Origin of the sequence: Nocardiopsis synnemataformans, from assembly GCF_965343085.1 — a bacterium.
Lineage (GTDB): Bacteria > Actinomycetota > Actinomycetes > Streptosporangiales > Streptosporangiaceae > Nocardiopsis > Nocardiopsis alborubida.
In genome coordinates, this window is record NZ_CBDRFA010000014.1 from 43825 (window position 1) to 69426 (window position 25602).

The window sequence follows — 25602 nt, forward strand, 5'->3', positions numbered from 1 at the left end:
GGGGGCGTGCTGGTGATCATCCTGCACAGCCGCCGACTGGTGTTCGTGCGCACCCGCAAGACCGCGGGCACCTCGATCGAGATCGCCCTGTCCCGCCTGGCCGAACCCGGAGACGTGGTCACCGCGCTCAGCCCGCGCGATGAGGCGCTGCGCCGCGTCCACGGCGGCCGCGGACCCCAGAACCACCTGGCTGCCGACGCGCCGCCAGGAGCCGGGGCCCGGCCCGGCCCGGGGGAGGGGGTGGTGTGGTGGAACCACCTGCCCCTGGACGTCATCCGGGACCGGATGGATGTGTCGGGGTACACCACCGTGGCGGTGGAGCGCCACCCGGCCGAGAAGGTCGTCTCGCTGTACTACCACCGCCACCGCGCCGAGCCCCGCATCTCCTTGGAGGACTTCGTGGCCTCCGGTGAGGCGGCCGACGCCCTGAACTGGCCGCTCTACACCGTGGGTGGGCGGGTGGGGGTGGACGTGCTGATCCGCTACGAGCACCTGAACGCCGGGCTGACCGCGCTGTGCGCCCGGGTCGGCCTGCCCGACCTGGACGTGGGGCAGGTGCGGGCCAAGGCGCACTTCCGCCCGCCCGGCGCCGCCCCCCGGGACCTGTTCACCCCCGCCGCGCGCCGCCTGACCGATGCCGTCTTCGCCCCCGAGTTCGCCCTGCACGACTACACCTGGACGGAGACGGCGGCGTGCTGATCGAGGTCGCCGGGATCGACGGCTCCGGCAAGACCACCCTGATCGCCCGGTTGCGCGGGCACCTGCACGACAAGGGCCGCAGCGTCTACGTGCGCTCGTGGCCCTCCACGGTCAAACGCATCGCCGCCGACACCGCCCACCAAGCCGTGGGCCGCCCGTGGTGGGAGTTCTTCGACCCGGCAGCGGTGGAGACCGCGGCCGCCTTCGAGCACCTGTCCATGGTTCACCAGCACCTGCTCCCGCTGGATGCCCGCCGCCAGGTGGTGCTCACCGACACCTACACCGTGCGGTGGCTGGCCACCGCCGCCCTGCACAAGGTTGACCTGGACCCGCTGGCGGCCCTGTACGCCCGCCTGGCGCCGCCCGCGGTGAGCCTGTGGTTGGACGTGGACCCCGGCACCGGCCGTGACCGGGTGCTCGGGCGGGCCGAACGCGACCACCCCACCACCACCGGCGACCCCACCAGGATCGCCCGCTACCACGCCGCGTTCACCGGCGCCCTGGAACACGTGCCCTACCCGGTGCACCGCCTCGACGCCCGCGCACCGCTCGACCAGGTCGCGGCGCGAGCCGCCGCGCTGATCGACACTGGCCTGGAGCGCTGAACCCGTAGCCCGCACACACGCGTGGGCCCCACCCGATCCGGGTGGGGCCCACAGGCAGTCAGGCGTTGCTCAAGCGTGGACCGTTGCTGTCACCCCCCGCCGGGGGCTGGACGGTCAGTGCTCGGTGAACAGGATCAGCGCTGGATCGGCGTCGGGGTGCTCCTCGGCGTCCGCGCCGAGAAGGCCGCTGCCTGTGTCGGGGTCGATCCGAAACGCCAGCACCTGGACCGCAGTGACCGGGTCGCCCAGGTCGGGGGCGCCGTTGTGGGCGACCACGACGCGGGCGGCAGGGCTCAGGCATTCCTGATCGGCCTCGAACAGCGCCTGGGACAGGTCCTTGACGGTGACCGTCTCGCCGCCGTCCGGGCGGGCGCTGCCTGCCGTGGGGGCAGGGTCGCTGCCGGTGATGAGGTCCACGACCTGCCCGGGGGGCAGCAGGTTGGTGGTCCGTTCGCCGGTGTGGGGGTCGCGGTGACGCACCCGGACCGTGTGCGGCGCCCTGGTGCTGTGACCCGGGGCCCACTCCGCGCACAGGGACCACGGCCCGTTGGGGTGGTCGGTGGGCCAGGTCACGCGCAGTTCGGTGGTGCCGGTGGCGGGGTCGCTGGAGAGGAGGTAGGCGCGGCCGTGGCGCTCGCACAGCTCGGCCAGGGCCAGAGGCGACCGCGAGGCGCCAGGCTGGTGGGCGGCGGGGCCGCTCTGGTTCTGCTGGGCTTCGGTCACCAAGCGGCTGCGCATGTCCAGGAGGGAGTCGATGACCTCTCGTGCGGGCTGCGGGCCACAGGGCTCGCCCGTCTCATCCCTGGCGTAGAGGCTGGTGGGGGTGAAGGTCAGCGAGGCGACCCGGAGTCCGCCGGGCAGGTCCACCGTCATGATCAGGTCGGCGTTGGACTCGTCGGAGGTGTCCCACAGGCACACGCCTTCGACCTCGGGAAGGCGCAGTTCGTCCTCACGGTCCAGAAAGACTTGCCGGAACCGTTCCCACAGGTAGTCGATGTCCTCGGGCACGGACAGGTTGTAGTCGTGGTACGGGAAGGCGGTGGTGAACGTCATCCATTGGGTGTCGGTCAGGGGCATAGCGAAGGTGCTCCTTCTGCGCGGCAGTCGTATCGGAGTTGGTGCCGAGACGGCCAAGCCTCAACATCAACACGCCCATAATACAACAAAAGAAGGAGGGTAGCCAACCCGCACCGCACCGCCGCCACTCCCGCTGAGCTGGGCGTACGCTCATCGCGCCCCCTCGGCGAGACCGGAACAGCGGGCCCAGCCCCGCCGCCGCGCGCCGTCCGCCCCGGGGCGCCCCACAGGGCGGGGTCACCCCAGCTGGGGCGGCTCCTGCGCGAGCGCACCGCGCCCCGGGGCGGACGGTGCCGGGCCTGCGGACGCGCTCGCGGCCTGGTCTGGCTGGTCGTAGGGGCGGCGGCGGCCGGGGCGGGCGCTCCACCACCGGTACAGGTCCTCGACGTAGAAGACGATCCGCTCGCGGGGCGCCACGTCTTGGACGCGGCGCCCATCAGCGGTGCGCGGCATGGTGTGGGGGTAGCGGGTGCGGTACTGGCCGACGGTGCTGTGGTCCTCGCCGATGATCTTGGCGAACCTGGTCAGGGAGACGCGCGCCCGCGGGTCCACGCCCAAAGCCCCGAGGGGAGGCAGGGAAGTGGGGGCCGGGACGAACGGTGCGAGGTCGGCGGGGTCGTAGACCGCCACGCGCGTGGTCGCGGCGGGCCGACGGTGCCACCAGGCGACCATGGCGTCCAGGCGCCGGCGCCCCTGGATGGGGTAGGCCACCGGCTCGGCGGGGTTGATGCGCTCGGGGAGCGGCTCGGCGTGGGTGGTGGCCACGCGGCGCACCTGCCCGGCCGAGACGCCGATGAGCGCAGCGAACTCGTCGACGGTGACGCCGCGGCCCGGGTCCTGGTCCTGCGGCACGGCGGTAGGGTCGCGGTGCTTGGGGACGTCGCGGTATCCGGCCGGCGCGGGGAACCCCTCCTTCGCGCGCAGGGCGCGCGCGCTGGAGGGCGCGTACCGGTGTTGGCGCCCCCACTCGGCGAGCGTCACCAGCTCCACACCGTCGTCGCCCTGTTCCTCCATGGCCATGGCCTGCTCTCCTCGTCGGTTACGATCATCGGTGTCGTCGGGTTGCCCGCGACCGCACTGCACGCGGCCGCAGGTTCCGGCGGTCGCATCGGAAGGCCGGTCCTGGTAGGCCAACCCTCGCCCCGGCGAGGGTCTCGTTCACGAGAGCCCGGACCGGCCACCTTTCCTTCCGGGGCCTTCCCCTGGGCAGCAGACGCGCTCCTCGCGCTGGTGATCCGGTGCCGCCAGCCCTTTCCGACACCCTCGGCATTGAAGCGCTCATAATACAACGTTGAGTTGGGTCTACCTCGCGCCCTCAAGGACCGACGGAGAACGGGGCTCCGCATCTGCGTCGGCGCCCCGCACGCGCGCGTGGCCTCCTGGTCGGGATGCCGTTAACGAACGTGTCACCAGCCGCGATCGAAAGCCCCCGCAGGCTCGCCGCGGGGGCTAGCGTTCCTCCCATGAACAGGAACACCAACGAGCTGACCGAAGACGAGCGCACTCTCCTGGCCCACATCCACCGGGCGGGCGAGCCGGTGGAGGCCAGCACCTTCTTCGCCGGGATGAACACCGAGACCGGCCACCGTGCCACCGAGCGACAGGTGAAGCTCTACGAGGCCTACGTGAGCCTGTGGCAGCAGGACCTGATCGAATCCGCCATTCCTGCCGACGGGCTTCACGCGGACAAGATGGTGCCCACCAAGACCGGGGTGGCGGCGCTGCAAGCAGCCGGTGGGGTTACACAGGGCTGACCCCGCGCCCAGCCCCGGCACGCCACCTTGACGCCCTGCCCCGCCGGGGCCGGTGGCGGACCCGGGCCACCGCGGTGGTTCACGCCGTGGGGCGCAGGACCCGCCGCGGCCCGCCCGGCGCGCGTGGGCCCCACCCGCACCGGGCGCGGCCCACGCTCAGGCCAGGCCGCGCTCAGGCGCTGACCGTCGCCGTCACCCCCGACGCCGTGCGCAGGTCGGCCACGAAATCGGGGTAGGAGGTGGCCACCGACCCCCACCCGGTGATGGTGCTCGTGCCGCTGGTGCGGGCCACCGCGGCCACGGCGGCCGCCATCGCGATGCGGTGGTCCCCGGCGCTGTCCACCGCCGCCGGGGTGAACCCGTCGGGGCGGCCGTGGATGACCATCCCGTCCGGGCGCTCCTCGGCCTGGACGCCGAACGCCCGCAGCATCGCCACCGTCGAACTCACGCGGTCGGATTCCTTGAACCGCAGCTCCTCGGCGCCGGAGATCACGGTGGTGCCCTTCGCACCTGCGGCGGCCACCGCCAGCACCGGGATCTCGTCCACGATCCCGGGCACCTCGTTCCCGGTGATCTCCACCGCGCGTAGTCCGGCGGCGCTGACCCGCACCGTGCCGGTGGACTCCTCCATCTCCACGGCTGCGCCCATGCGCCGCAGCACGTGCAGGTAGCCCTTCCGCCCGTAGCCCAGGTACAGGCCGGGCATCTCCACGCACCCGGCCAGGGCTGCGGCCACCGCCCAGAACGCGGACTGGGAGGGGTCACCGGGCACGGTGTGCGCCATCGGCGCGACCGGGCCCGGGTGCACGGTCACGGCCGCGCCGTCCACGTCCACCCGCACCCCGGCCGCGGTGAGCATCTCCTCGGTGTGGCGGCGGGTGGGGGCCGGCTCCACCACAGTGGTGGACCCGGACGCGGCCAGTCCGGCCAGCAGCAGGCACGACTTGACCTGCGCGGAGGCCGTGGGGGAGTGGTAGGTGATGCCGTTCAGGTTGCCTCCGTGGATGACCAGCGGCGCCAAGCGCCCGCCCTCGCGGGCCTCCACCCGCGCGCCCATCTGCCGCAGCGGGTCGGCCACCCGGCCCATGGGGCGCTGGCGCAGGTACTCATCACCCGTCAGGACGCTGAGCCCCTCAACTCCGGCGCACACCCCGGCCAGCAGCCGGATGCCGGTCCCGGCGTTGCCGCAATCCAGGACGTCGGCCGCCTCGTGGCGCAGACCGCCGTCCACGGTGACGGTGCCGTCGGCCTCGTCGGCGAACTCCACCCCGAACTGGGCCAGCGCGCCGCGGGTGTGGGTGGGGTCCTCACCCCGGGACAGACCGGTGATGGTGCTGCGCCCCGGCGCGAGCGCGGCCAGGATCAGGGCGCGGTGGGAGACGGACTTGTCGCCGGGCACGGCCACGGTGCCCTTCACCCCGCCCCCGGTGGCCGGTACGGACAGCGTGCTCTGGTGCATGGTGGATCCCTCGTTCCGTGAGAGCTGCATGTCCCACCAGCGGTCCTGGCGGGGGGTTCGCGTGCGTCCGGCCGCAACCACCACCCCGGAAGAGACGGAATTGCGTCCGGACGGAATCCAGGTTATCGGGTAGTGTGCCGGGATGGACCCCGAACACACCAACCTCCAGCCCGACCTGGACAACTACCTGGGCGCCCGGCGCGCGCTGGTGGACGCCATCACCCGCCAGCTGCGCGCGGGAGCCCCCGCCATGGGCATCTGGCGCTCGGTCGCGCCCGCGTTCAGCCGCGACCAGGTCAAGGAGTACGCGGCGGCCCTGTCAGCCCACGACCGGGCGCGCAAGGCCCTGACCGATGCCGGGCTACAGCCGTGGGTGGGGGTGCACCTGACCGGGATCGACGCGCCCCGCCAGACCCTGCTGGCCCTGGCCGCCGACCCGGCCGAGACTCCCGACGTGGCTGGCCTGCCCGGCCGGGTCCGCGAGGCGCTGCGGGACTACCACCTGACCCTCGCTGCCACCAGCGGCGAACATGAGGCCGCCGCAGTGGACACGATGCTCCTGGACAGCGAGCCGGTCCGCCTGGTCCGGGCACGGCCACTGACCTGACCCGCACCCCGCCGTGGCCCGCACCCGAGCGCCAGGGTGCGGGCCGCGGTGTGTTCACCCGGTCGGCTGCTCGCGGTCGGGCCGGGCCGCACCCGGCTGCGCCTGGCGCATCTGCTCCAGCAGGGCGCGGCTGCGCTCGTCCATGCGCGCGGTGGCCAGCAACCCGCCCTCGGCCTTCGCCGACGGCGCGGGGTCACGCCGCCGTGTGGTGTCCCGCTCCCCGCGGCCGCGCCCCTGCCGCGGCTTGCTGCTGCCCTGGCTCGGCCGCGCCGCGCCACTCGACGCGGCGGGCCGGGGGCCGGGCGCGGGGATGGGCCGGTCGAACAACCCCTGGGGGGAGCGCAGCAGCTGCGCCTCGATCTGCTCGCGCAGCCCCGGGGGGAGGCCGGGCCGTTCCAGGGCCTGCACCAGCTGGGTGCGCGTGAGGGCGTAGGTGTCCGCCCTCTTACTCTCCTGGGCCCAGCGCAGGGTCTCCAGCGCCTCCCGCAGCAGGGCGTGCTGGCGCACTTCGCGCCGCGCGGGCCCGCGCTGGCGGCTGCTTCCGGCCTGGCGACCCTGGCGCGAGCGCCGCTCAGGGGCCGGTGTCCGCGGCGCGGGCGCGGACCGGCGGAACCGGTCCTTGGGGAAGACGCGCAACTGCTGCCTGATCCGGTCCACCAGATCCCGGGGGGTGTCGGGGCGGTTGAACAGCTCCACCAGCGCGGCACGGTTGTCCTCATAGGCCCGGCTGCGACCGTTGGCCTCGGCCCACACCAGCTTGCCGATGTGGCGTTCGATGTCATCACGCAGGGGGTCCTGGGGACGGCTGGTGCGCCGGTAGGGCTCCACGACGGGCACGCGGCGCTGCACCGTGATGGTCTTGGCGCGCTGGGGCAGGGCCTGGGCGGCCTCGCGTAGCACAGCGCGGGCGTCGGTGACCAGGTCCGGGGGCAGACTGTGCACGCCCTGCTGGGTGAGCCGCCTGCGGACCACCTCGGCCAGGGAGCGCACGTTGGCCACATCGCCCTGGGCCAGCACCTGGCGCAGGGACGCCACCGCCTGCTCCAGCGGGTCGGGCGCCTGGGCGGCGTCGGATACCACACTCTCGCGCGGGGCCGACGCGAGCGGGCGCCGGCCTGCGGGCCGGGCCCGTGCGAGGGTGTCGCCGCGCAGGACGCACTCGGCCAACGGCACCCACTCGACCTCACCGGAGCCATCGCGGAACCCGACCTGGAGGGCGCGCTCATGGTGGGCGTCCTCCTTCATCTGGAACAACCGGTGAGGGACACCGTTGGCAACCAGCGCCTGCGTGACGCTTTGGTTGGCTCGGACGAGCCAGACATACTGCCTCGCCTGGGGCGACTTCGCCAGGGCGACTAGGTCATGGTCCAGGTCGCTGGTGAAGACCAGCCGCAGCGGCTTATGGCTCGTGGGCACGATCAGCTCAGTGCAGCCGCGCCCGGCGTCCAGGCCCACGAACGTGGGCGGGGCCTCCACGGCCGCGCCCGTGCCCAGGTGCTCGCGCATCCAGGTACGCAGGTGGCGGCGGGCGTAGAGGTGATCCGCGCTCTGCCCGCCCCGGATGTGCTCCCGCCCCTGGGCCATGCGCGCGCACAGGTTCGAGTCGGCGCGATGGGCGAAGTGGGGGACGGTCTCGCGCTGGTGGATCACCTTCAAGGACAGCTGCCCTCCGCACCCACCCAGCAGCAGACCGCACCAGTGCGTCTGCCCGTCCTGCCTGGCCTGGGTCCGGAACTCCTCGGCCTCGTCGGGGTCGGTGGGCATGTAGGAGGGCTCTTCTGATGCGGCGTGGCCGGTCACGGCGGTGCGGACCCGGCGGCGATCCTCAGTGGGCATATGCGCACAGATAACACACCGTGCACAAACGCGCGGGGGCTTCGCCGCAACTGGCCGGACCTGGCCACCCGCGGACCGGGGCGGAGCCGAGTTCGCCCGTCGACGCCGCAGCCGGAGGCGCACCGCCCTCGATTTTGTTGTATAATGATCTTATTGATGTGGAGGTTTGGCCGCCTCCGCGTCTCCTTCGACGCGACCGTTCACTCGACACGAAAAGGACCTGATGACAAGCCCAAGCTTGCCCACCCCGTCCCAGTTCCTCCAAGACGCGCTCACCGCTCACGGCCTACAGGCCTGGGAGCACACCGACCCCGCAGGACGCCCGTCCATCCTCGTTCGCCCCTCCAACGGACCGGCGCGAGGCACGGTCATCGTCACCTCCTCGGGGAACGTGGACCCCACCGCGCCCGTCACCGAGTGGGACGGATGGGCGGCCGAGTACGTGGCCGAGGCCGGAGGCACGCCCGTGCCGCTGGACCCGCCCCGCACGAACGACGACCGCGACCCTTGGCGCCGACTGCTCGTGGACTCGGTGGAGTTGGCCAGGGACCTGCATGCGGCGCTCGACAGCCCGAACTGGAGCCACCCGCCGATGCTGTCCACCCCCGCCGAAGCCCTGGCCTGCACGCTCAACGCCCGCACGGGCATGACCAGCCACCCCGAGGACGCGTGTTTCGCCCACTACGTGGCGATCGGTGAGGTGGAGGTCTTGGTCAAGGGCTGCCCAGAGCAGGGGGCCGTGGTCGTGGACATCGACACCTCTGCCGCCGCTGCGGGCATGGCCCGTCCCCGCAGCAGGGTGCCTGTGCTCATCCGCCGTGACGGACGCACTGTCCAGAACTAGCGCACGCCAGCCCCATGCCTCGTGGGGCTGGCGCCCCTGATGTTCGCGTGCGACGGTGCCAGGGCTTGGCCGCCCTGGCACCGTCTCCCTTGGTACGACCGTGCACCCCCGGGGGTTCAGCGGGAGAGCCACCGGCTCCAGGCCTGCGGCTGACAGCCCACGTCCACGGGGATGCCCAACAGGGCCAGCGCACCGGGATAGGTGGCCTCGTACACGGCGTTGGCCGTGGCGGCGCTCTGAGCGTCGCGCAGCAGCCAGGGGGCGGGAATGGAGCGGCACCACAACCAGTCGTGCCGGTTCTGGTCCCACCAGGCGTCGATGATGTTGCGGTCGATGAGCCCGCAGATCAGCCTGCGGCGCTCTCGGGCCCGCTCGATCGGCGCCCGGGTGTCCCTAAGGTGTTCCTCGTCCTCGGCAACCAGCCCGTACAGGGCCACCGCCGGTGCGGGCACCTGGTAGGTGATGTGCGCGGCCGCCCACGGCAGCCCCAGCAGGCGCAGGGCGTGCACGCGGTGCTGGCCGTCACCTCCCTCGCCCACCATGTACACGGGTCCGGCCCAGGCGTTGACCCGGGTCAGCCGCATGGGTTCGCTGAACAGGCGGCGGGCGAAGACGTGCGCATCCTCGGCACCGGCCAGGGTGCGGGCGATGTCCAGCGGGCGCTGGGCCTTGTGGTCGCTCAGCTCACCCCAGGTGGTGTGAAACGTCGACACGACGCGGTCGGCGGGAACCCAAGCGCGGGCCTCGACGTGGGTGTGGGTGTGGTCGACGTTGGGGTGGTGTTCGTCCGGGTCGACCTGCAACAGATGGGGCGGGCACTGAGGGTGGTCGCGGTTGAGCGCCTGGGCGCGCTCGTGGAGCAGGGCGGGCAGGTCGGGCTCTGCGTCCAGCTCCTTGCCCACGCGCTTGCACGCCTCCAGGAAGGCGGGATAGGCCGGTTCGTCGTCCTCCAGCAGCTGCTGGGTGTGGTCGTCGTGGAGGATCCGGCCGGGGTCGGGTGCGATCAGGGGCCGGTCCATGGTGCGCTGGTGCGGGCTCAGGACCACACGGTGGTCGTCCTGGCCGACCAGGTGGGCGACGGCGCGCAGCGCGGCGTCGGGGGTGGGAGCCATCCCCCAGGCGCGGGTGAGCTGGTCGCTGTGGTCGGCCCCGTGGGCGAGTGTGACCCTGCGGGCCCGGAAGTGCCCGTCATGGCGGTAGCCCACCGCCCATTCGGGCGCGCCGCGGGGCGGCGGGGCGTGGGCGATGATGCGCAGGTCGGTGTCGACCCGGCGGGCCCGCTGTACCAGCAGCCGGTGGTCGAGCGCGTCGGCGTCCACCTCCTCACCGTCGGCAAGGTCGACCCGGGCCAGGGTGTCGCGCAGGTGATCGCTGACGGTGCGGGCCTGGTCCAGGCGTCGGATCAGCTCGGGTGCGCGCACCCCGGTGGAGTCCTCGGCCAGACCCTGGGCCATCTGCCGCAGGACCGCGGAGACGTCGGCCAGCTCCTGGCGGGCCGCCTCGGGGTCGGGATAGGGGCGCCCGGCGCGGTCGGTGGGCGGGGCGCTGTAGTCGGGAAGCTGGAGCATCTGCCGGGTCAGGCCCCAGCGCTGGGTGAAGGGCACCCGGTGGGCCAGGCCCAGGATCGTCTCGGCCGAGAAGGCGGCCAGGACCCGGCGCGGGTGAGGTCGGCGCCGGACCGCGTGGCCTTCGTTCAGGCACAGGGTGTTCTCGGCGGCCCGGCAGACCGGGCAGGGGTAGAGCAGGGAGTACAGGATGCTCACCTCACGGTGTCGGGGGCCTTCGAACGCTGACGTGCGCCCGGGACCGGCCAGGGCTTTCAGGTCGTGGGGGCGGGGTGGAGGCGGTCCAGGACGGCGTGCAGGCGCTGGCGCAGGAGCTGGCCCTCGCGGTCCTCGATGGTGATCAGCCACTCCAGCACGGTCCGCGGCTCGGCGTCCAGTGCCCCCTGGTCCTGGAACCAGGGGGCCAGCCCATCGCGGAGCGCGACGCTCGCAGCCCGCTGCTGGGGGTCGGGGTGGTGGTGGGCCTCCCCCATCAGATCGGTCCAGGCCCCCAGCACCCCAGCGCGCATGCGGCGCGCGAACGCTGGGACGGCGTGGGCGGCCTGCGGGTGGTGGCGGTGGACCTGCTGGGCGATGTGCTGGGCGTGGTCATCGGTGCGGCGCATGGGACTCCCTGGGACGTGCACGGGGGCGGGGATGATCCGTCGGCGGATCGGCTCCTTGGTGGGAGCACCGATCACGACGGGGCGCGCTCGCGTGCGCGCGAACGGTCTGTGCGCACAGATAGCACATCGCCTCACCCCCGGGTGAGGGGTTCGCGGCACTTGACCGATGGTGGACAGGCCGGGCCAGGGCAGCGCCGCACCGGGCATACCCCCGGGGAGGGCTGCCGGACCGGCCGCGCGAGCGGTCGTGCGAAGAACCCGGCGCCGCGGCCGACCCCACCGCGGGCCCTGGCCGACGCCGTCTGAGGGCACGGCGGCGTGACAGCGCGCGTTGGACCCTACACTCGTGTCAGCGCCACCTTCCACGGCACCCTGTCGGGTTCGCCGTCCACGTTGATGTACCCCGGCCGCTCACCCCCGCGCAGGGGTGTGGGCCGTTTCTGAACGTCGATGTGGAAGCTGAGGAAACGCCGTGGACAAGCAATCGAGTGTGCTGGTGCTGGGCCCGCTGCCGTTGGTGCGTGAGGCGGTCTGGGCGGTGGTCGACGCCGACCACGCCACCCGCGCCCAGACTCCCTGCCGCGCCGGGGAGGACATCCTCGACGCCGTGCGGGCCCTCCAACACCAAGGAGCCCTCCCGCCCGGGTTCGCCGAGGCGTTCGCCGAACCCCTGACCGGTGAGCCGCCGCTGGACGAACCCGGGGCCTACGTCAGCCGCCACCACCCCCGGGTGCGCTACCACGTGCGCATCCGCCCCGTCACCGCGCCTCCGCCTGAGACGAACACGGTGGCGCTGCCCGCGCTGTGCGGCACCCAGCCCTTGCCGTTCCTGGCCGCGCTCGGCGTCGTGGTCCTGCTGGAGGCGAGCCGCCCCCCAGCAAGCGCGCGGCCGCGCCTGTCCTGGTCCCGCCAGGACGGGCAGGCCCTGATCACCGCACCGGCCGCGACCCTGGAGGGGATCGTGGCCGCCCTGGCCGAGTGCGCCCACACGATGCTCGCCCAAGACCAGGTCATCTGGGGAGTGGACCGCTTCCCGCCACCACGCGAGCCCGGCCATACCGGCGGCGACCCGCTGCGGGTACCGGTCGAGCGCGCGGACGCTCTGGTCGCACAGGTGCGCGCCCACAGCGGCCCGGCCGGGGTGCGCTGGTTGGAGCGGTTGGTGAACCTGAGCGCCCCCGACGCCTCGGGCCGCATCGCCCTGTCGCCCTTTCTGGCGCCCCGCGGGCGGCAAAGCACCCGCACCTTCTTCGAGTTCCCGCTGAGCCTGGTGGGAGAGGACCCCGCCACCCTGCTGGAGGAGGCGCTGACCGGGTGGCGCCGGGTGATCGGGTGCACGGGGGAGAACCTGGACTACAGCGCGCCGGTGGACGCGGTGGAGTCCGGCGATGGCCAGGCCTACAGCCGGGGAGTGCCCGGCCCGACCTGGTTGGCCACCCAGGCCCTGGCCCTGACCGAGATCGCCCAGCGCCCCGACGCCGCAGGACCGGCAACGCTCTGGCACTTCCTGCCCGACCTGTCCGCAGCGGGGTCCTTCCTGAACACGGCGATGGTGTGGCCGCTGTGGGAGACCCCGTTGACCTGTGAGGAGATCGCGACGTTGCTGCACGCCCCCGGCTACCGCGTCCACGTGGTCCACGACGCCGGCCGCGGCCCCACCGTCGGGGTGGACCTGGCCCCGGGCCCGGACCGGGGAACCTGGGCCCGCGCCACCCAACGCGGGGTGTTCACCGCCCGCGCGGCCCTGCGGCACGTGGGCGCCAAGTCCCTGGGGCCGCTGGTGCCCCACTTCCCGCGCGTGGAGCACGGCGCGGCACCCCGCCAGGACCGGGAGGTCGTGTGATGGCCCAGCCCAGCACCACCTGGAGCAGCCGCTCCGACAGCCAGACCGTGCAGCGTCTGCTCGCGGACACCAGCCGACTGTGGGTGGACGCCGACCCCGAGCACGAGTGGTTGGGCCGTCGCCACGACGGGTGGTGGGACCACACCAACCAGGTGTGGGTGCTGCCCGTCCCCGGCCGTCACCGGCGGCTGGCCCGCCTGCTCGCCGAACTGGAACGCACCCGGATCAAGTACCAGCCCGCGCACCTGCCCCTGCGCGACCGGGCCGTGGGCTCCACCGACCGCACGCCCCCCACGACGCCCGCAGGAGCGGACCAGCCGGTGCCCCAGGTGCACGCCCCCGGACTGGTGTCCCACGCACAGATGCTGGCCATGGTCCACGCCTGCCCCGCCACCACCGTCCAGGGCAGGCGCGACCGCGCCCTGGTGCTGGCGTGCTGGGAACTCCTGGCCACCCCCGCCCACCTCCAGGCCTTGGACGTGGGGCATCTGCGCCCCCACCCCGAAGGGGTGGAAGTGGAGGTCACCGGACACCTGGCGGTCATGGCCTACCGCGCCGACCCCGCGCACTGCCCGGTGCGCGCGCTCACCGCCTACCTGGATCTGCGCGAAGAGGTCCGGCTCCTGCGCGGCCCCCTATGGTTGCGCGCCGCGCCACAGCGCGCTCACACCGACATGTTGACGGCCCAGCCGATGAGTGCGGCCGAGATCGCAGGGCGGTTGAACGCCATCGCCGTCGACGCCGGTCTGAGCGGGCGTGGTACCGCACTGGGGCTGCGCCAGGGCTCCATCGCCACAGCGGCCGCCGCGGGCGCCGGCGAGGCGTGGTTGGCCGCGCAGAGCCGCCACGAACCCGGCTGCGCTTTTCTGGAACGGCTCATCGCGTTGGGGCGGCGAGCAGCGGGGCCCGAGCGCGTGGACCTGTGGGAGGAACGTCCGAGGGATCGCCGCGCACCGCAGGTGCCCGTCAGGGAAGCGTGTTCACCACTGCAACCGGGCTGAGGGCACCACGCCCACGAGGCCATGACTGCTGAAAGTGGCCCGGGGTCGAGAGGGCGTTTCGCACGTCGGGGGTGTCCTGTGCGGCCCCTCGGTAGCGGGAGGGGGCGGCACTCGGCCGCTCCCTCGGCGCCTCGTAGCTAAGCCCCTGCGACCACACCGGCGGTGACACCGGACAGCACCGCGAGCACCACGAAGGTCACACCCCACAGCGCCCCCATCGCGGCGACCACCGGTTCGGGGCAACGCTCGAAGACGTCGTCGAGCTTGGCCAGCACGTTCATATCTTCCTTCCCATGACAGGACCGCCCTGTCAACGTGGACAGCCCCAGAGGGGCCGTTGAAGAGGTCGCGGGCCACGACGGGCCCAGGGTAGCGAATCCTTCGGCCGAGGCGCAGGGATTCTCAGGTACTCGGCGGGCCGCCTACTCGGCGATGATGACGCGGTACCGGTACGGGTGGTCCTCGTGGACCCAGTCCACGTCACACCGTTCCCGACCCGCCACCGACACCCCACCGGCTGGGAGCTTCCCCTGTTCCTGGAAGCGGGCGACCGCGGCCGTGATGGTGTCGCCGTCCTGGTAGACGATCTCGTCCACGAACGAGTCCTTGCCGTCCGTGTACCCCCACCGGGGGGTGGGGTTGGTGTCGGCGGCCTCTCGACCGTTGGATGCGATGATCTCGAAGATGCTCACGGGTACCTCTTCTTGGAGTTGAGCGGCCAGGGGACGTAGACAGCGCGTGAGCACCGTTGAAGGGACGGCCGCCGGATTGCGGTGATGACGATACCGGGCGGGCCCGACACCCACCCGACGCTCGGTCAGTCCTGGGTTTGGACCCACCGGCGCATCTCCGTGCCCGTGATCGTCTTCCCAGATGGCAGAGCCACGGTTGCGCCGTCACCGAAGTGAGCGCCCGCCATCATGCGGATCAGCGCGGCGTCAACGGGGGTGATCTCGTGAGCGTGCAACGGCCTTACGGCCTTACGGGCTTGCGGGCTGGGGTGCGAACCGATCGGGGTCATGCGGCCAGGGCACATCACCCTCGCAGATGTCCTCGACCAGCACCACAAGCGCCTTGGCGACCCCGTCCGGGGTGACAGCCCGGTCCCCCCACGCCGCTCATAGTCAGCGCGCGCCATGCGCGCGAACCCCGGGAGAGGGTTTCCGTTCGGATCCGCCATCGCGCTTACGTCGGGGAGCGCGGCGCACTCCTGGGCCATCACATGGATGATCACATCGTGGACCAGGGAGGGGAAGTCATCGACCTGCCCGGCCCGCCGGGCTCGGCCCCGCTCAACCTCGGCCGTCAGGGCAGAGCTCGAGTGGTGCATGCCCTCCAAGACCTCGGTGCCCTCAGCGCTGCCCCACGGGTCACGCGCGGGCGTGGGCGTGCCGTTCTTCGGGGCGGTGACCTTGTGCTACAGGTCGCTCAGCCTGCTCATGCTCTCCTCCAAAGGTGGTGTTCAGGGTGGGCAAGGTGCGCGCTGTCTCCGACCAGCTTTCGGGGACCGAACGGCCACTACTGCGCTGGTTCAGGTGCCGGTCGATTCTTTCTCCACTCCGCCAGACTTCGACAGTGGTTCGGTTCGCGAGCCCTGCGGGGTGAGGGTCTGGTGGTACCCGGGGGCTCACGCCCCCGGGCCCCTGTTCCGCCCGGGAACCCGGCGCCGTCAGGGTGTGCGCGGGGTCGGGGCGGCAGGCGCCGGAACCCCGTCCGGCTCGGACACGGCACCTCCCCGCCGTCATCGGTCTCGATGGGTGCCCTGTCCTGGCTGCGGCTTGAGCCACCCGCGGGGCCGCCCCGGTGTCGGGCAGCCCGCCATCATGGGTCTGCGCGTGGTTCACACAGCTGGGGCCTGGAACAACGGCACGGTGACGCGGCGCTGAGGGCGCTTGCGCGGAGCGCTTTGGCCTTCGCGCTGCACCCGCTTAGCCTGGCGGCACTCCGGGCACCGGCACTGGTGGCGCTTGTACGTGCCCGCCTGCCCGTGCTCGACGCCCTCCGGGCGGCCCCGCATCAGGGCCTGGTCCAGCTCGGCCAGCCAGCCCGCATCCAACGCGGCCGCGGCCCACACCCGTTGGTGCGACGTCCCCAACTCCACCGCGACCTCGGCCAGCGACTCCCCAGCCGCCAGACGGCGCAGCAACTCGGCGCGCACCGGAGCTGACAGCACCCGCTGGCGTAGCTGGGTGCGCGTTTGACGGTCGGCCTCCTGGCGGCGGGGGCCGCAGCGCGCGCACCTTGACGCCTCACCGGAAGGCTGCCCGCACTGCCTGCACCGCGCCCGCCACGGCGGGCGCCGGGCCAACTGCGCGCACCGCGTGCACGGACCGGCCGCGGGAAGGAACGCCCGACACTGGTCGCACCGAGGCGTTTGTGGGGACATGGGCACTCCCAAAGGTCAGAGCCGAGGCCTTCTTCTGCCCGGCGTACCTCCGCGTGCGCGGAGCCGACCCCGCCTGCGTGGGGAGCATCATCTCTTGGCAGAACGGGGACTGTCCCCGCGTGCGCGGGGCCGTGAAGAAGGTTGTACCGCATCGTCAAGGATTGGGGCGAGTGCCCGCCGGGGAGCCGACCTGGTGCCTCGCGGGCGCGTACACGTAGGGGAGGGTGGAACGGTCGACCTCGCACGCGTGCTGTGGTGGTCGCCATACGTGGATGGGCACTGTGCGCTGCTGGTGCTGGGCCGCCGCGTTGCTGGAGAACGTCAACCTCGTCCCTTCGGGCCGGGTGATCTGCCCCAACGTGGACAGGTTGCGCAGCAGGCGGATCAGTCCGCTGGGCGAGATCAGCTTCGGGGCCTGGCCGGGGTCAACGGAGGCGGAGTAGACCACGGTGCACAGGTCGGCCGGGGCGATGACGCAGACAGGTTCGGTCTCGGTGGTCAGCATGAACAGCACCTGGAGGAGGGCCTTGTCGGACACGCCCATGTGCGGGCACAGCGTCGCCCAGGGCGGGGTGGGGGTCGGGTCAAGGTGCACGGTGGCCTTCCCAAGTCGTGGTGGTGCCATGGTCGCGCACGGGTCGGGGTCGCGGGTGCCAAAACGCCGGACGCACACACCCGATCGGCACTAGCGTTCCTGCATGGACACGAACTCTCCCCTCCCGTACCGGCTCGTCGCCGACACTCCCAACACCGAAGTGGACGACGTCGAGGACAAGGAGTCCTTCACCGAACTGGCCGTCGACGGCAAGACGCTCTACGCCCCGCGGGCGGTCGCCGGCGCCGCTCTGACGGCGGCGCACGGCCTGGCGCACCTGGCGCGCAGCGTGGACTCCGATTACGCCTTGGGCTCACCTGAGCAGGCGGCCGCCGTTTTGGACGCCGCGCACGACATCGTGGTGTCCTTGGAGCGCCTCGTGCAGGGCGCGGGTAGGTGGCTGGCGGCCGCAGGAGATCGCGGGGAGGTCGTGGGCGACTCCGAGGAGGTGTACCCCAAGCTGCATGCGGCACAGGGATCCCTGGAGAAGGCAACCGGCACGGTGGGCACGGCCGCCGACGGGGTGCGGGCCATGACCGCGGTCCATCCGGGCACCTGGGGCATCCGCGAGCAGGCCGCCGGTGTGGCCAAGCTGCTTCAGAAGCGCGACGCCACCATCGTGCTGGAGCACGTCCAGGACCTGCCCGAGATGCTGCGCCTGTGGCAGATCCAGTTCCGTGTGCCGGGCGATGCCCGCACCTTCGAAGTCGTGCTCAGCGACACCGACTTCGGTTCCGTGCCCTGGCCTATGGAGGACTTCGACGTCCACCCGGGGGCCGTGGTGGAGTGGGTGCTGAGCCACCTCGACGCGTTCGTGTGCGAGGACGCCCCCCAGCAGGTCTGCGAGTTGACCGAGGACGAGCTCACGTTGCTGGGACACCTCCACCGGGCGGGGCGACCGGCGGATATCACTGCGTTCTTCGACGCCATGAACACCGAGTCCGGCAAGCGCGCTACCGAGCGACAGTTGGAACTCTTCGGGGTCTACCTAGGCCTGTGGAAGCGCTTCCTGATCCGGACCGTGGTGCCCTCGAATGGGGCCGAAGCGGACCAGATGATGCTCACCGGCTCCGGGGAGGCCTCGCTGCACGCGGCCGGGGGCTGAACACCGTCGGCGGGGGGTGCCGGTACACCGGTGTAGTGGTGCCCGGGCGGAGACGGGTCAGGCGATGCCGTCGTCGACGTCGACTTGGAGGAGGACCGGGACCAGGGCGTCGTCACCGGTGCGGGCACGAAGGCGCAAATAGCCCTTCCTGCGGTGCTGGCTGCTGTGCTCGGCCCGCAGGTGTTGTGCCCAGTCGGTGAAGGCCTGGTGGCGCTCGTCCTGGTCGGTGACGGGTTTCTCGGGCAGGATGGCGATGAGTTCGCCGGTGCCGGTCAGGGTCCAGTCCAGGGCGGGCAGGTCGTGGTGACGGGCCAGGTGGTGACGGGCCAGGTTCTGTTCCAGGGCGGCCAACGCCGTGGTGGTCGGGGAGGCCGGGGCGGGTTCGAGGTCCCAGCCGGTTGTGGTGAACGCGCTGGCGGGTCGGCCGTGGTGCTGCTTTTCGCCGATCTCCCAGAGCTGGGTCAGCTCCCACGAGGCCCGGGTCCAGTGCTGTGGCGGGGTGGGCATCCGGGGCAGGGGCGGGAAGGGCTGGATCAACGCGGTGTCGCGGTCGGGGTCGAAGCGGTACCACTCGGGGGCGGTGTGGTCGGTGGCCTCGGGGGTGTCGTGGACTGAGCAGCGCTGTTCGGTCCACATGCGGATCTCCTCGGTGGTGTTGCGGGTGCGCCAGACCGGGAGCAGCCCACGGGTGGACCACAACACGGCGGGGCGGTCCTGGTCGTAGAGGTCACCGCCGCGGTTGCTGATGATGCCGTTCTTGCAGCGCTGTCGCTGGCGGGTGCGGGCCACGCACCGCGGGTCCAGGCTGGGCACGACCAAAAGGTCGTGTCCAGCCTGGACGACGTGCGGTGCGTCCGGGTGTGGGTGCCACTGCATGCTCATGCTTGCCTCCTGAAGGGTGGTGAGACCACACAAGCACACGGCGGGCCGGGGTTGGACCTGGACTCAGGAGTGCGCCTGGTCCAGTTCACGTGGGGCGGCTTGCAGGGTGATGCGGGTCTTGCTGAAGGCGTCCCAGTCCATGCGGATGTGGAAGCGCTGGTGGTCCTTGAGGGCGAACACCTCGGTCTCGTTTAGGGGCTGGTCGTGGCGCAGGAGGGTGACGTCGGAGTCGTTGCTCAGCAGGGCCAGGCCTTCGCGGACTTCCTGGGCGGACAGGTCGCAGTCCGCGGCCAACTGGCGGATCGTGGTCGGGGCTTCGCCGACCTTGTCGTGGTCCGGGACGTGGTCGATGGCCCAGTTCAGCACGTCCTGCTCGGAGCCCTTGTGATCCCAGTACCGACGCAGCCGCTGTTCCCGGGCACGAGCTTCCTCGGGCAGGGGCAGGGTCTGCGAGATCAGGGGCATGGGCAGGACCAGCCGCCAGCGCTCGGGGGAAGGGGTGTGGGTGAGCACACCGAGTTCGACCAGGAGGTCGGCCAGTTCCTGGGTCGTGGTGGGCATTGGGTGGCCGGCCTTGCCCAGCACCTCGGCGAGGGCCTGCTTACGCTCTTCGCCTTCGGTGACGTCCTCAGGGTTGTCGGTGTCGTGCCACCGCAGGGGCCCGTCCAGGGGGCCGCAGTGCGGGAGTTCGGCGTTGTCCGCTTCCATGACAGTGTCTACGACCTGCTGCAGGGAGCCGTCGATGTCGTGGTGGGTGGCGGTACCCACGGCCATGGCCAGCATCATCCAGGGTCCTAGGGGGAGCCAGTGGTGCCACGTGGTGCGGTGGAAGTCGTCGGGCATGCTCAGGTCCATGACCGTCCTTCGATCGTGTGGGTTCGGGAAGGCCACACAAGCACGCGAAGGAGGTCGTGGGCAGGGGTTCGGCGAAATCCGTTCCGAGGTCATCCCGCCTTACCCCGCAGGGCAGGGCCGTATCAGCTGTTCACAGAAACAGTCTCGCAGCGGTTCACCGATCCGTTGACGGGCATCCCGGCGCAGGGGGTGTTGTGGGAGCCCACCGGCGCGGGAGAGCGGACTTCCGCGCCGGTGGGCTCTTGTGTCAGTCCGTGGCGGTCACGTAGCAGCGGGCCGTGACCGTCCGCATGGTGCGGTACTGGATCTGGGCGCCGCTCGCATCCAGGACGCGCGCAGCCGCACCAGGGCGTCGGACACCTCGTCGCGCTCGGGGGTGCGCACCTGGTCCATGAGCGCGCGGGACACCGGCAGGGGCCGGTGCTCTGCGAAGGGTGCCCCGCTGGGGCGGGTCAGGTACTGGAGGGTCCCGGCACCGCCTACCGACCGATGCCAGCGGTCTCCTCGGCCTGACTGTCGACGCCGTACCGGGCGAGCTGGTCGCGGAGCTGGCGGGCCTGGGCCAGCGAGGAAGTGCCCGCCGCCAGGCGGGCGGGGTTGCCGCGCAGGCGCTGGCTGGCCAGCCCGATGTGCTGATCCACCACGGCCACCAGCGCCTCCCTGGCCTGTGCCACCCCCGCGGCGGAGTCCAGGTGTGCGAGTTCGGGGGTCAGGTCCCCGGACCACTGGTGGCGGGCACGGTCCGCGAGGTCCTCCGCCTGCTCCGGCGCGTGGGAGGACCGGGCCGGGACGGTCGCGGCCGCGGCCGTGCGCACCGCGTGGTCGGCGAGGCGGAGCATGTTCCGCACCTGGACTAGGCGGGCATGGGCGTCGGTGCCCGGGACCAGGGCGGCGGCGGGCAGGTCCCAGGTGCGGGCGTGGGTGTCCTGGATCGTGGACCTGTACTTGTCGGTGGCCATGGTGGTGGTCTCCACCCTCACCTGGTCCAGGAGGTGGTGGCGGTCTGAGAACCAGGTGATGGCCTCCGGCGTCACCGGGGCCGCGGTGCGGCGCTTGGTCGGGGCGGTCAAGCCCGGGATGGTGGTCTCCAGCGACCGGGGCAGCACCCGCTTGTAGGCGTCCTGATAAGACTGGTCGGCGCCGTGGCCCGGGTCCGCGGGCGCTTTGAGGTCGTCGCCGCCGGTGACGAAGACGCCGCGTACCAGGCCGTCGGCGTCGACCAGTAGACGGATCCGCCGGCTGGGCCAGCACAACAGGTCGACCATCCCGTCAGGAGTGCGGCCGCGACGGCGCCCCACCACCGGCTCGGTACGCTCCCACCACCCCGTTCCGGCCGGGCCGCGAGCGCCGGGGGCCAGGTTCAGCATCAGCGTCTGGGCCAAAGATTGGCCGATCAGGCGAGTGTAGGGGGCGGCGGCCGCCGGGCCGACCGGCACACCGGCGTCACGTCCCTTGCCGTGCGCTGCACGGATGCCCGCAGTGTCGTAGGACTGGCACCACAGCAGCCACCGGGCGGCCTCGGCTGGGGTCAGCGACTCGGGTATGCGCCCGAAGAACCCCGCAGCGCTGCCGCGCTCGGCCCACATGGTCAGCGACGCCACGGGGGCCGCTTCGGGGCGTTCGACGGGGTCCTGGGCAAATCCGGGCGAGCCGTCGGCGGGCAGCAGCTCCCACCGGCCGGCGCCGACCTCCTCCAGCCCCTCCAGGGGCAGGCCCGACTCCCACAGGGCGGGCCACGCCTGCGGGGCGACCTCTCCGGCCAGGCGGTGGGCCACGGCCAGCAGCAGCCGGTGCAGGGCGACATCCACGGTGGGGTCCTCGGCGGCGACGGTACAGATGCGGGCCGCGTCGGTCAGGGCGTCGCGGACACCGACCTCGCCGTGGCTGCCGTCCAGGTAGATCACAGGAATCCACGGGTCGGTGAAAAGGTTCAGGCCGGGCGTCGCGCCGCTCCCGCGGCCAAGGCGCATCGTGGGGGTGTCACTGCTCATGCGGTTGATCCCTTCGGTGGTGTCGGGTGCGCAGATGTGGAGCACGCCCCTACGTAACGGTAGGTGCCGGGGGCGACGCACCGGGGGTCCTCTGTCCTCCTCGGGCGGCCGCCTGCCCCGGGCGGCCGTGGCCCCTCGAAGGGGCGATGAGCGTGTCTCACCTGGTCAGACGCCCCACTCCTGGACGTCCTTGATGTCGTCGATCAGGTCGCTGATCTCCTCCCCGAGCATCATCCACAAGGCGTCTTCGTTGGGGCGGTCCTCGCCGCGCTGGCCGCGGGGGGTGGCGTTCCACTCCTGGTCGCTGATCCGGCGCAGGAGGGACAGGGCGTACTTGACCTGCGGCCTGGTGGCTTTGGGAAGGGCGGCCAGACGTTCGCGCTCGGCCTTCTTGCGGTCGGTGACATAGGCGCGCTGGGCGTCCTCGGGGTCGATGCTGAGCTTCTTGCGCACCGCCTCGCCGTCGATGTGCTCGATCACTTCCAGGACCAGCTTGTTCGACGGGGTCCAGCCGAGCACCGTGCCGCGGTGGCTGCGCCGGGTGCCGTCCTCGGCCTGGGTCAGGACCGTGCACAGGTCGCCCTTGTCGTGGCTGAGCCGGATCCAGATCTTGTGCTTGCGCACCAGCTGTTCTCCTTCCCTGTGGGGGTGCGGGGCCCGCCCCGCGTGTGCGGGGCGGGCGGGAGTGTTCTCCGTGCTGCCTGCGCGTCCCGGGGCTCCTGTTCCGGCCGGGAACCCGGCGCCGTCAGGACGTGCGCGGGGCCGGAGCGGCAGGCGCCGGAACCCCGTCCAGCTCGGACACAGCGCCGCCCGCACACCCGGGCCACCCCCCGGGGGGGGGAGAGAGGTCCGTCCTCGTCCAGGCTGTGGCCTCCTGCCGGGGTCGGCCCGGCCCCTAGGGGGCCGCTGACGGCCTCGACGTCCTCGCCTGGTCGGCATCGCCCCGGCAGCACCCTAGCTCCCACTACAGTGCGCACATGGACAAACACACATCCAGCTTTCCGCGTGGGGAGGCGGCTCTCCTGCTCGGTGCCGTGGCGACGATGGCGCCGGGAACGTGGATCGCCGTCACCGCGCCGCACAACGACTGGGGGATTGCCCTGATCTACCTGGGAGTGGTCATGGGCGTGGCGCAGATGGTGCTGTACCAGCGTGATGTGCGTTGGCGGCGGGCTCGCCGGGAGGCCGATAGGCGTCTTCAGGGGCCGGGCACGCCTGTGTCCGACTCTGAACAGCACGGGTAGGGTGGTGCCCGGTCCCGCCTTCCTCACCTGGGCGGGACCGTTCTTGTTTCCTCGGCCGGTCCGCAGATCCCTGCTGAGCGCAGGGTCTGGGGTGTTCAGAGCGAGAGCGGGGGCTCCACCGGCGCGGGGGAGACGGTGACCGGCCAGCAGTCCCCGGTCTGGGCCCCCACATGGGCGTTGGTCGCACCGGCGGCGGTCAGACGGTCCTGCCACATCCGGGCACGGTCCTCCCACTGGCCCCGGGCACGGTCCACCACCTCGCGCAGCTTGGCGCAGGCGTCCAGGTAGCGCCGGTAGGCGGCGTACTCGGGGTGCCGGTGCGCCCCGGCCTCGCGGTGCTCGACGTTGTGGGCGGCCACCGACCCGATCCGGTCCTCCTCCTGGGCCAGGCGCTCGCCCATCTCCTGGAGGGCCAGCGTCAGCCCGGCGTGCTGCTGGATGCGGTAGTCGTGGCGGGCCTGGAGCACCAGCGTGGCAGCGGCGACCAGGCGCGGCACGGTCCGCTCGCACTGGTCCACCGCGGCGTTCTCGTGCCAGGGCTTGTTGTCGCTGTACAGCGGGTGCGGGACGCGCTCGCCGGTGACCGCGGCCTCGGCGAGCTTGGCGCCCTGGTGGTAAGCCGTCAGGACCCACCCGGCCGACACCGAGGAGCAGCGCACCAGGATGGCGTTCGGGTGGCGCCGGGACTTCTCCTCAGGAGAGGACTGGTCGACGTCGCCGGTCTCAGCGTCCTCGATCACCTCCAGGTTCAGGTGCGGGTCGGGGCCGAAACGGGGGTGCTCCCCGCGGTCGGCGCCGACGTGGTGCGCCAGGGCGGCGTGGGCCGTGGGGCTGAGCTGCATCAGTTGTCCTCCTGCGTGGTGTTGCTGTGGTGGGACCGGCGGCCTCGGGACCGCCGGGGGTGGCTCGCCCTCCTCACCTGGGCGAGCCACCCTGATTGACTATGCCGGGGGCCTCGGACACCTGCCCGGCCCGTGGTGGCGCGCGCCGCGCCTTCCGCCGGTCACGAACGCTCTGGGTCCTGTGTGCCCGCGGTGATCCGGTAGCTGGGGATGTCGCTGGCACTGGTCGGCTCCTCGCGGACCAGGACCAGGACCAGGCCCTGGGCACGCAGGACGTCGGCGGCGCGCTCCAACAGGGTGTGGGCCCGCGCCAGGTCCTGGGGCATGGAATCGCTCGACCGGATGGCGGGCTGCACCCCCAGGAACACGCGGGAGGCGTCCGAGGGGTCGGCGAACTGGGGGCGGCAGACCACGGACAGGCGTGGGCCCTGGGGGAGGGGCGCCACCTGGTGGGGAATCTGGCGCAGCAGTCCAGCCCGCGCCAGGGCGATACGGGCGTCGGCGGCCACCAGCTCGGGGGTGCGCTCTCCGGCGTGCTCGTTCGCGACGGTGGGGTGGGTCTTGCCCGTGGCCCGCGCCATCGCCCGGTTGGAGATGTCCAAGTCGTGGCCGCGCTGGAGCAGGGTGCGGATGCGCTTCTCGATCTGGGCCTGGACCTCCACGGCCTCGATCAGGGCTAGCCGTACCCCTTCGCGGGTGTCGTCGCTGCTGGCTTCGGCGAGCTGGTAGCCCTCGGGGTCCAGCAGCAGGACGGTGGCGGGGGAGCCGTCCCACCGCGGTCGCTGGGCGAAGGTGCGTTCTTTGCTGCGCTGGATCTGGGCGGAGAAGCGGCCGTACTGGGCCAGACCGGCCGCGATGGCGAACAGGGCCGCGTCCAGGTGGTCGCTGGTCACGATCACCCCGCCCTCGGGCAGGCGGGGCTCGACCTGGGCCCGGACCCAGTCCTGGCCGAACAGGGCGGTGACCGCGTCCTCGGCGACCCATCCGGGCATCAGGTGGGCGTCGGCGTGCAGACCCTCGATCTCCTCGGTCTCGTCCTGCCAGGTGAGCAGAGCGCGGGCGACGACGGCGGTGCGGGTGCGGGTCTCGGACATGAACACTCCTAAGTGGTAAGCTACTTTCCAAGCTTGGTAAGTACCTTTCCACGCTTGGGGGTGCGGTGGGGCCCGTTCGGCGAAAAAACCTGCGCCGATCTCGTGGGGACGTCCCACGTCGGCGCGGCCCGCCCCGACAGAACCGGCCGCCCGTTTGACGAAAGCAACCCTCCTGGCGTGCGAGAACGGCCAGGATGGGCCGTATGGACACTCCCACCTCCACCGAGCCCGTACGCGCCCCCGTGGCGCTGTGGCTGCTGGTCCTGGCCTTCGCCGCGCTGAGCCTGTACGCGATACCCCTGAACGTGCCCGCGCCGCTGGGGGCGGCGTTGCCGGTGGCAGCCTGGCTGGTGATCGCCTACGGGGCGCTGGCCAACCGCGGGCTAGTGCGCCACGGGATGCTCACGCACCAGCTCGTGGTCTGGGGGCTGCTGGTGGCCAACACCACGGCGGTAGCGGTGGCCGCGCCGCGAGCACCGGAGACGGTCTTCGACGTCTTGGTCGGCACGATGCTCGCTGCCACGTTCGCGATGCCACTGTGGGCGGGTCTGATGCTGGTGCACCTGACCACGCCCCGTTCAGGACAGGCACGCAAGCGGGTGCCCTCAGACAACCGACTCCCGGAAAAGGGGTGAAGGTCAGTAGCCAGGCGTGCAGCCAACAGCCCACACCGGGGTAGCCCATCCGGACGCGGCTCGCCCTCGGCCCCCGTC

The 25602-nt window shown here is 72.2% G+C and carries 26 protein-coding genes; 10 read left to right on the forward strand and 16 right to left on the reverse strand.

Annotation, left to right across the window (positions count from 1 at the left end; all coding sequences use genetic code 11):
* Nucleotides 1–6: 6 nt before the first annotated feature.
* On the forward strand, nt 7–699 hold the full coding sequence (locus tag ACSIH6_RS10505; protein WP_435108054.1) for a hypothetical protein: 693 nt from the start codon (nt 7–9) through the stop codon (nt 697–699).
* Nucleotides 693–1304: a nucleoside/nucleotide kinase family protein gene (locus tag ACSIH6_RS10510; protein WP_435108055.1), complete on the forward strand. Its 612-nt coding sequence runs from the start codon at nt 693–695 to the stop codon at nt 1302–1304. Before ACSIH6_RS10505 ends, ACSIH6_RS10510 begins: the two co-directional genes overlap by 7 nt.
* A gap of 114 nt (nt 1305–1418) precedes the next feature.
* On the opposite strand, the gene ACSIH6_RS10515 is transcribed toward ACSIH6_RS10510, so the two are convergent.
* Entirely contained in the window at nt 1419–2381 is a 963-nt protein-coding gene (locus ACSIH6_RS10515) for a hypothetical protein (protein ID WP_435108056.1), read from the reverse strand.
* Between the two features lie 237 nt (nt 2382–2618).
* Complete coding sequence (locus tag ACSIH6_RS10520) at nt 2619–3401, reverse strand: hypothetical protein (RefSeq protein ID WP_435108057.1); 783 nt, start codon at nt 3399–3401, stop codon at nt 2619–2621.
* Between the two features lie 443 nt (nt 3402–3844).
* Between ACSIH6_RS10520 and ACSIH6_RS10525 the strand changes: the two genes are divergently transcribed.
* Nucleotides 3845–4135, forward strand: a complete 291-nt coding sequence (locus ACSIH6_RS10525; RefSeq protein WP_435108058.1) for a hypothetical protein — start codon at nt 3845–3847, stop codon at nt 4133–4135.
* Nucleotides 4136–4307: 172 nt separating this feature from the next.
* On the opposite strand, the gene aroA is transcribed toward ACSIH6_RS10525, so the two are convergent.
* Nucleotides 4308–5624 (reverse strand): 3-phosphoshikimate 1-carboxyvinyltransferase, encoded by a 1317-nt coding sequence (gene aroA, locus ACSIH6_RS10530; RefSeq protein ID WP_435108059.1) that lies wholly within the window; start codon nt 5622–5624, stop codon nt 4308–4310.
* 112 nt (nt 5625–5736) lie between these two features.
* Here aroA and ACSIH6_RS10535 point away from each other — a divergent pair, with 112 nt between their 5' ends.
* Entirely contained in the window at nt 5737–6201 is a 465-nt protein-coding gene (locus tag ACSIH6_RS10535) for a hypothetical protein (RefSeq protein WP_435108060.1), read from the forward strand.
* Nucleotides 6202–6255: 54 nt separating this feature from the next.
* On the opposite strand, the gene ACSIH6_RS10540 is transcribed toward ACSIH6_RS10535, so the two are convergent.
* Nucleotides 6256–8037 carry a hypothetical protein gene (locus ACSIH6_RS10540; protein ID WP_435108061.1) on the reverse strand — a complete coding sequence of 594 codons (1782 nt, stop codon included), beginning with the start codon at nt 8035–8037 and terminating at the stop codon, nt 6256–6258.
* A gap of 223 nt (nt 8038–8260) precedes the next feature.
* On the opposite strand from ACSIH6_RS10540, the gene ACSIH6_RS10545 reads away from it, so the two are divergent.
* A complete protein-coding gene (locus ACSIH6_RS10545) occupies nt 8261–8881 on the forward strand; it encodes a hypothetical protein (RefSeq protein ID WP_435108062.1) in 621 nt (206 codons plus the stop codon).
* Between the two features lie 116 nt (nt 8882–8997).
* Here the strand turns inward: ACSIH6_RS10545 and ACSIH6_RS10550 are convergent, their stop codons facing one another.
* The gene (locus ACSIH6_RS10550; protein ID WP_435108063.1) at nt 8998–10644 is read right to left on the reverse strand and encodes a zinc finger domain-containing protein; all 1647 of its coding nucleotides are present in this window, start codon (nt 10642–10644) and stop codon (nt 8998–9000) included.
* Nucleotides 10645–10700: 56 nt separating this feature from the next.
* On the reverse strand, nt 10701–11051 hold the full coding sequence (locus tag ACSIH6_RS10555; protein ID WP_435108064.1) for a hypothetical protein: 351 nt from the start codon (nt 11049–11051) through the stop codon (nt 10701–10703).
* A 472-nt stretch (nt 11052–11523) separates the two neighbouring features.
* On the opposite strand from ACSIH6_RS10555, the gene ACSIH6_RS10560 reads away from it, so the two are divergent.
* Nucleotides 11524–12894, forward strand: coding sequence for a type I-G CRISPR-associated protein, Cas3-extension family (locus ACSIH6_RS10560; RefSeq protein WP_435108065.1), 1371 nt, complete (start codon nt 11524–11526; stop codon nt 12892–12894).
* Nucleotides 12894–13895 (forward strand): site-specific integrase, encoded by a 1002-nt coding sequence (locus ACSIH6_RS10565; protein ID WP_435108066.1) that lies wholly within the window; start codon nt 12894–12896, stop codon nt 13893–13895. The genes ACSIH6_RS10560 and ACSIH6_RS10565 overlap by 1 nt, the downstream gene beginning before the upstream one ends.
* Before the next feature lie 137 nt (nt 13896–14032).
* On the opposite strand, the gene ACSIH6_RS10570 is transcribed toward ACSIH6_RS10565, so the two are convergent.
* The 4 genes from ACSIH6_RS10570 to ACSIH6_RS10585 form a co-directional block, all read right to left on the reverse strand.
* On the reverse strand, nt 14033–14176 hold the full coding sequence (locus ACSIH6_RS10570; protein ID WP_435108067.1) for a hypothetical protein: 144 nt from the start codon (nt 14174–14176) through the stop codon (nt 14033–14035).
* Nucleotides 14177–14317: 141 nt separating this feature from the next.
* Nucleotides 14318–14587: a hypothetical protein gene (locus ACSIH6_RS10575; RefSeq protein ID WP_435108068.1), complete on the reverse strand. Its 270-nt coding sequence runs from the start codon at nt 14585–14587 to the stop codon at nt 14318–14320.
* Between the two features lie 1148 nt (nt 14588–15735).
* On the reverse strand, nt 15736–16068 hold the full coding sequence (locus ACSIH6_RS10580) for a hypothetical protein (protein ID WP_435108069.1): 333 nt from the start codon (nt 16066–16068) through the stop codon (nt 15736–15738).
* A gap of 367 nt (nt 16069–16435) precedes the next feature.
* Entirely contained in the window at nt 16436–16876 is a 441-nt protein-coding gene (locus ACSIH6_RS10585) for a hypothetical protein (protein WP_435108070.1), read from the reverse strand.
* A gap of 103 nt (nt 16877–16979) precedes the next feature.
* Between ACSIH6_RS10585 and ACSIH6_RS10590 the strand changes: the two genes are divergently transcribed.
* Complete coding sequence (locus ACSIH6_RS10590; protein ID WP_435108071.1) at nt 16980–17981, forward strand: hypothetical protein; 1002 nt, start codon at nt 16980–16982, stop codon at nt 17979–17981.
* Nucleotides 17982–18038: 57 nt separating this feature from the next.
* Here ACSIH6_RS10590 and ACSIH6_RS10595 read toward each other — a convergent pair whose 3' ends face one another.
* The 4 genes from ACSIH6_RS10595 to ACSIH6_RS10610 form a co-directional block, all read right to left on the reverse strand.
* On the reverse strand, nt 18039–18863 hold the full coding sequence (locus ACSIH6_RS10595; RefSeq protein WP_435108072.1) for a hypothetical protein: 825 nt from the start codon (nt 18861–18863) through the stop codon (nt 18039–18041).
* A 63-nt stretch (nt 18864–18926) separates the two neighbouring features.
* Entirely contained in the window at nt 18927–19718 is a 792-nt protein-coding gene (locus ACSIH6_RS10600; RefSeq protein ID WP_435108073.1) for a DUF6042 family protein, read from the reverse strand.
* Nucleotides 19719–20197: 479 nt separating this feature from the next.
* The gene (casA, locus tag ACSIH6_RS10605) at nt 20198–21709 is read right to left on the reverse strand and encodes a type I-E CRISPR-associated protein Cse1/CasA (protein WP_435108074.1); all 1512 of its coding nucleotides are present in this window, start codon (nt 21707–21709) and stop codon (nt 20198–20200) included.
* A gap of 165 nt (nt 21710–21874) precedes the next feature.
* A complete protein-coding gene (locus ACSIH6_RS10610; protein ID WP_435108075.1) occupies nt 21875–22333 on the reverse strand; it encodes a hypothetical protein in 459 nt (152 codons plus the stop codon).
* 353 nt (nt 22334–22686) lie between these two features.
* Here ACSIH6_RS10610 and ACSIH6_RS10615 point away from each other — a divergent pair, with 353 nt between their 5' ends.
* On the forward strand, nt 22687–22953 hold the full coding sequence (locus tag ACSIH6_RS10615) for a hypothetical protein (protein ID WP_435108076.1): 267 nt from the start codon (nt 22687–22689) through the stop codon (nt 22951–22953).
* 95 nt (nt 22954–23048) lie between these two features.
* On the opposite strand, the gene ACSIH6_RS10620 is transcribed toward ACSIH6_RS10615, so the two are convergent.
* Together ACSIH6_RS10620 and ACSIH6_RS10625 are read right to left on the reverse strand one after the other, a co-directional pair.
* On the reverse strand, nt 23049–23795 hold the full coding sequence (locus tag ACSIH6_RS10620; protein ID WP_435108077.1) for a hypothetical protein: 747 nt from the start codon (nt 23793–23795) through the stop codon (nt 23049–23051).
* Between the two features lie 161 nt (nt 23796–23956).
* Nucleotides 23957–24889: a hypothetical protein gene (locus tag ACSIH6_RS10625; RefSeq protein WP_435108078.1), complete on the reverse strand. Its 933-nt coding sequence runs from the start codon at nt 24887–24889 to the stop codon at nt 23957–23959.
* A gap of 203 nt (nt 24890–25092) precedes the next feature.
* Between ACSIH6_RS10625 and ACSIH6_RS10630 the strand changes: the two genes are divergently transcribed.
* A complete protein-coding gene (locus ACSIH6_RS10630; RefSeq protein ID WP_435108079.1) occupies nt 25093–25524 on the forward strand; it encodes a hypothetical protein in 432 nt (143 codons plus the stop codon).
* Nucleotides 25525–25602: the final 78 nt, after the last annotated feature.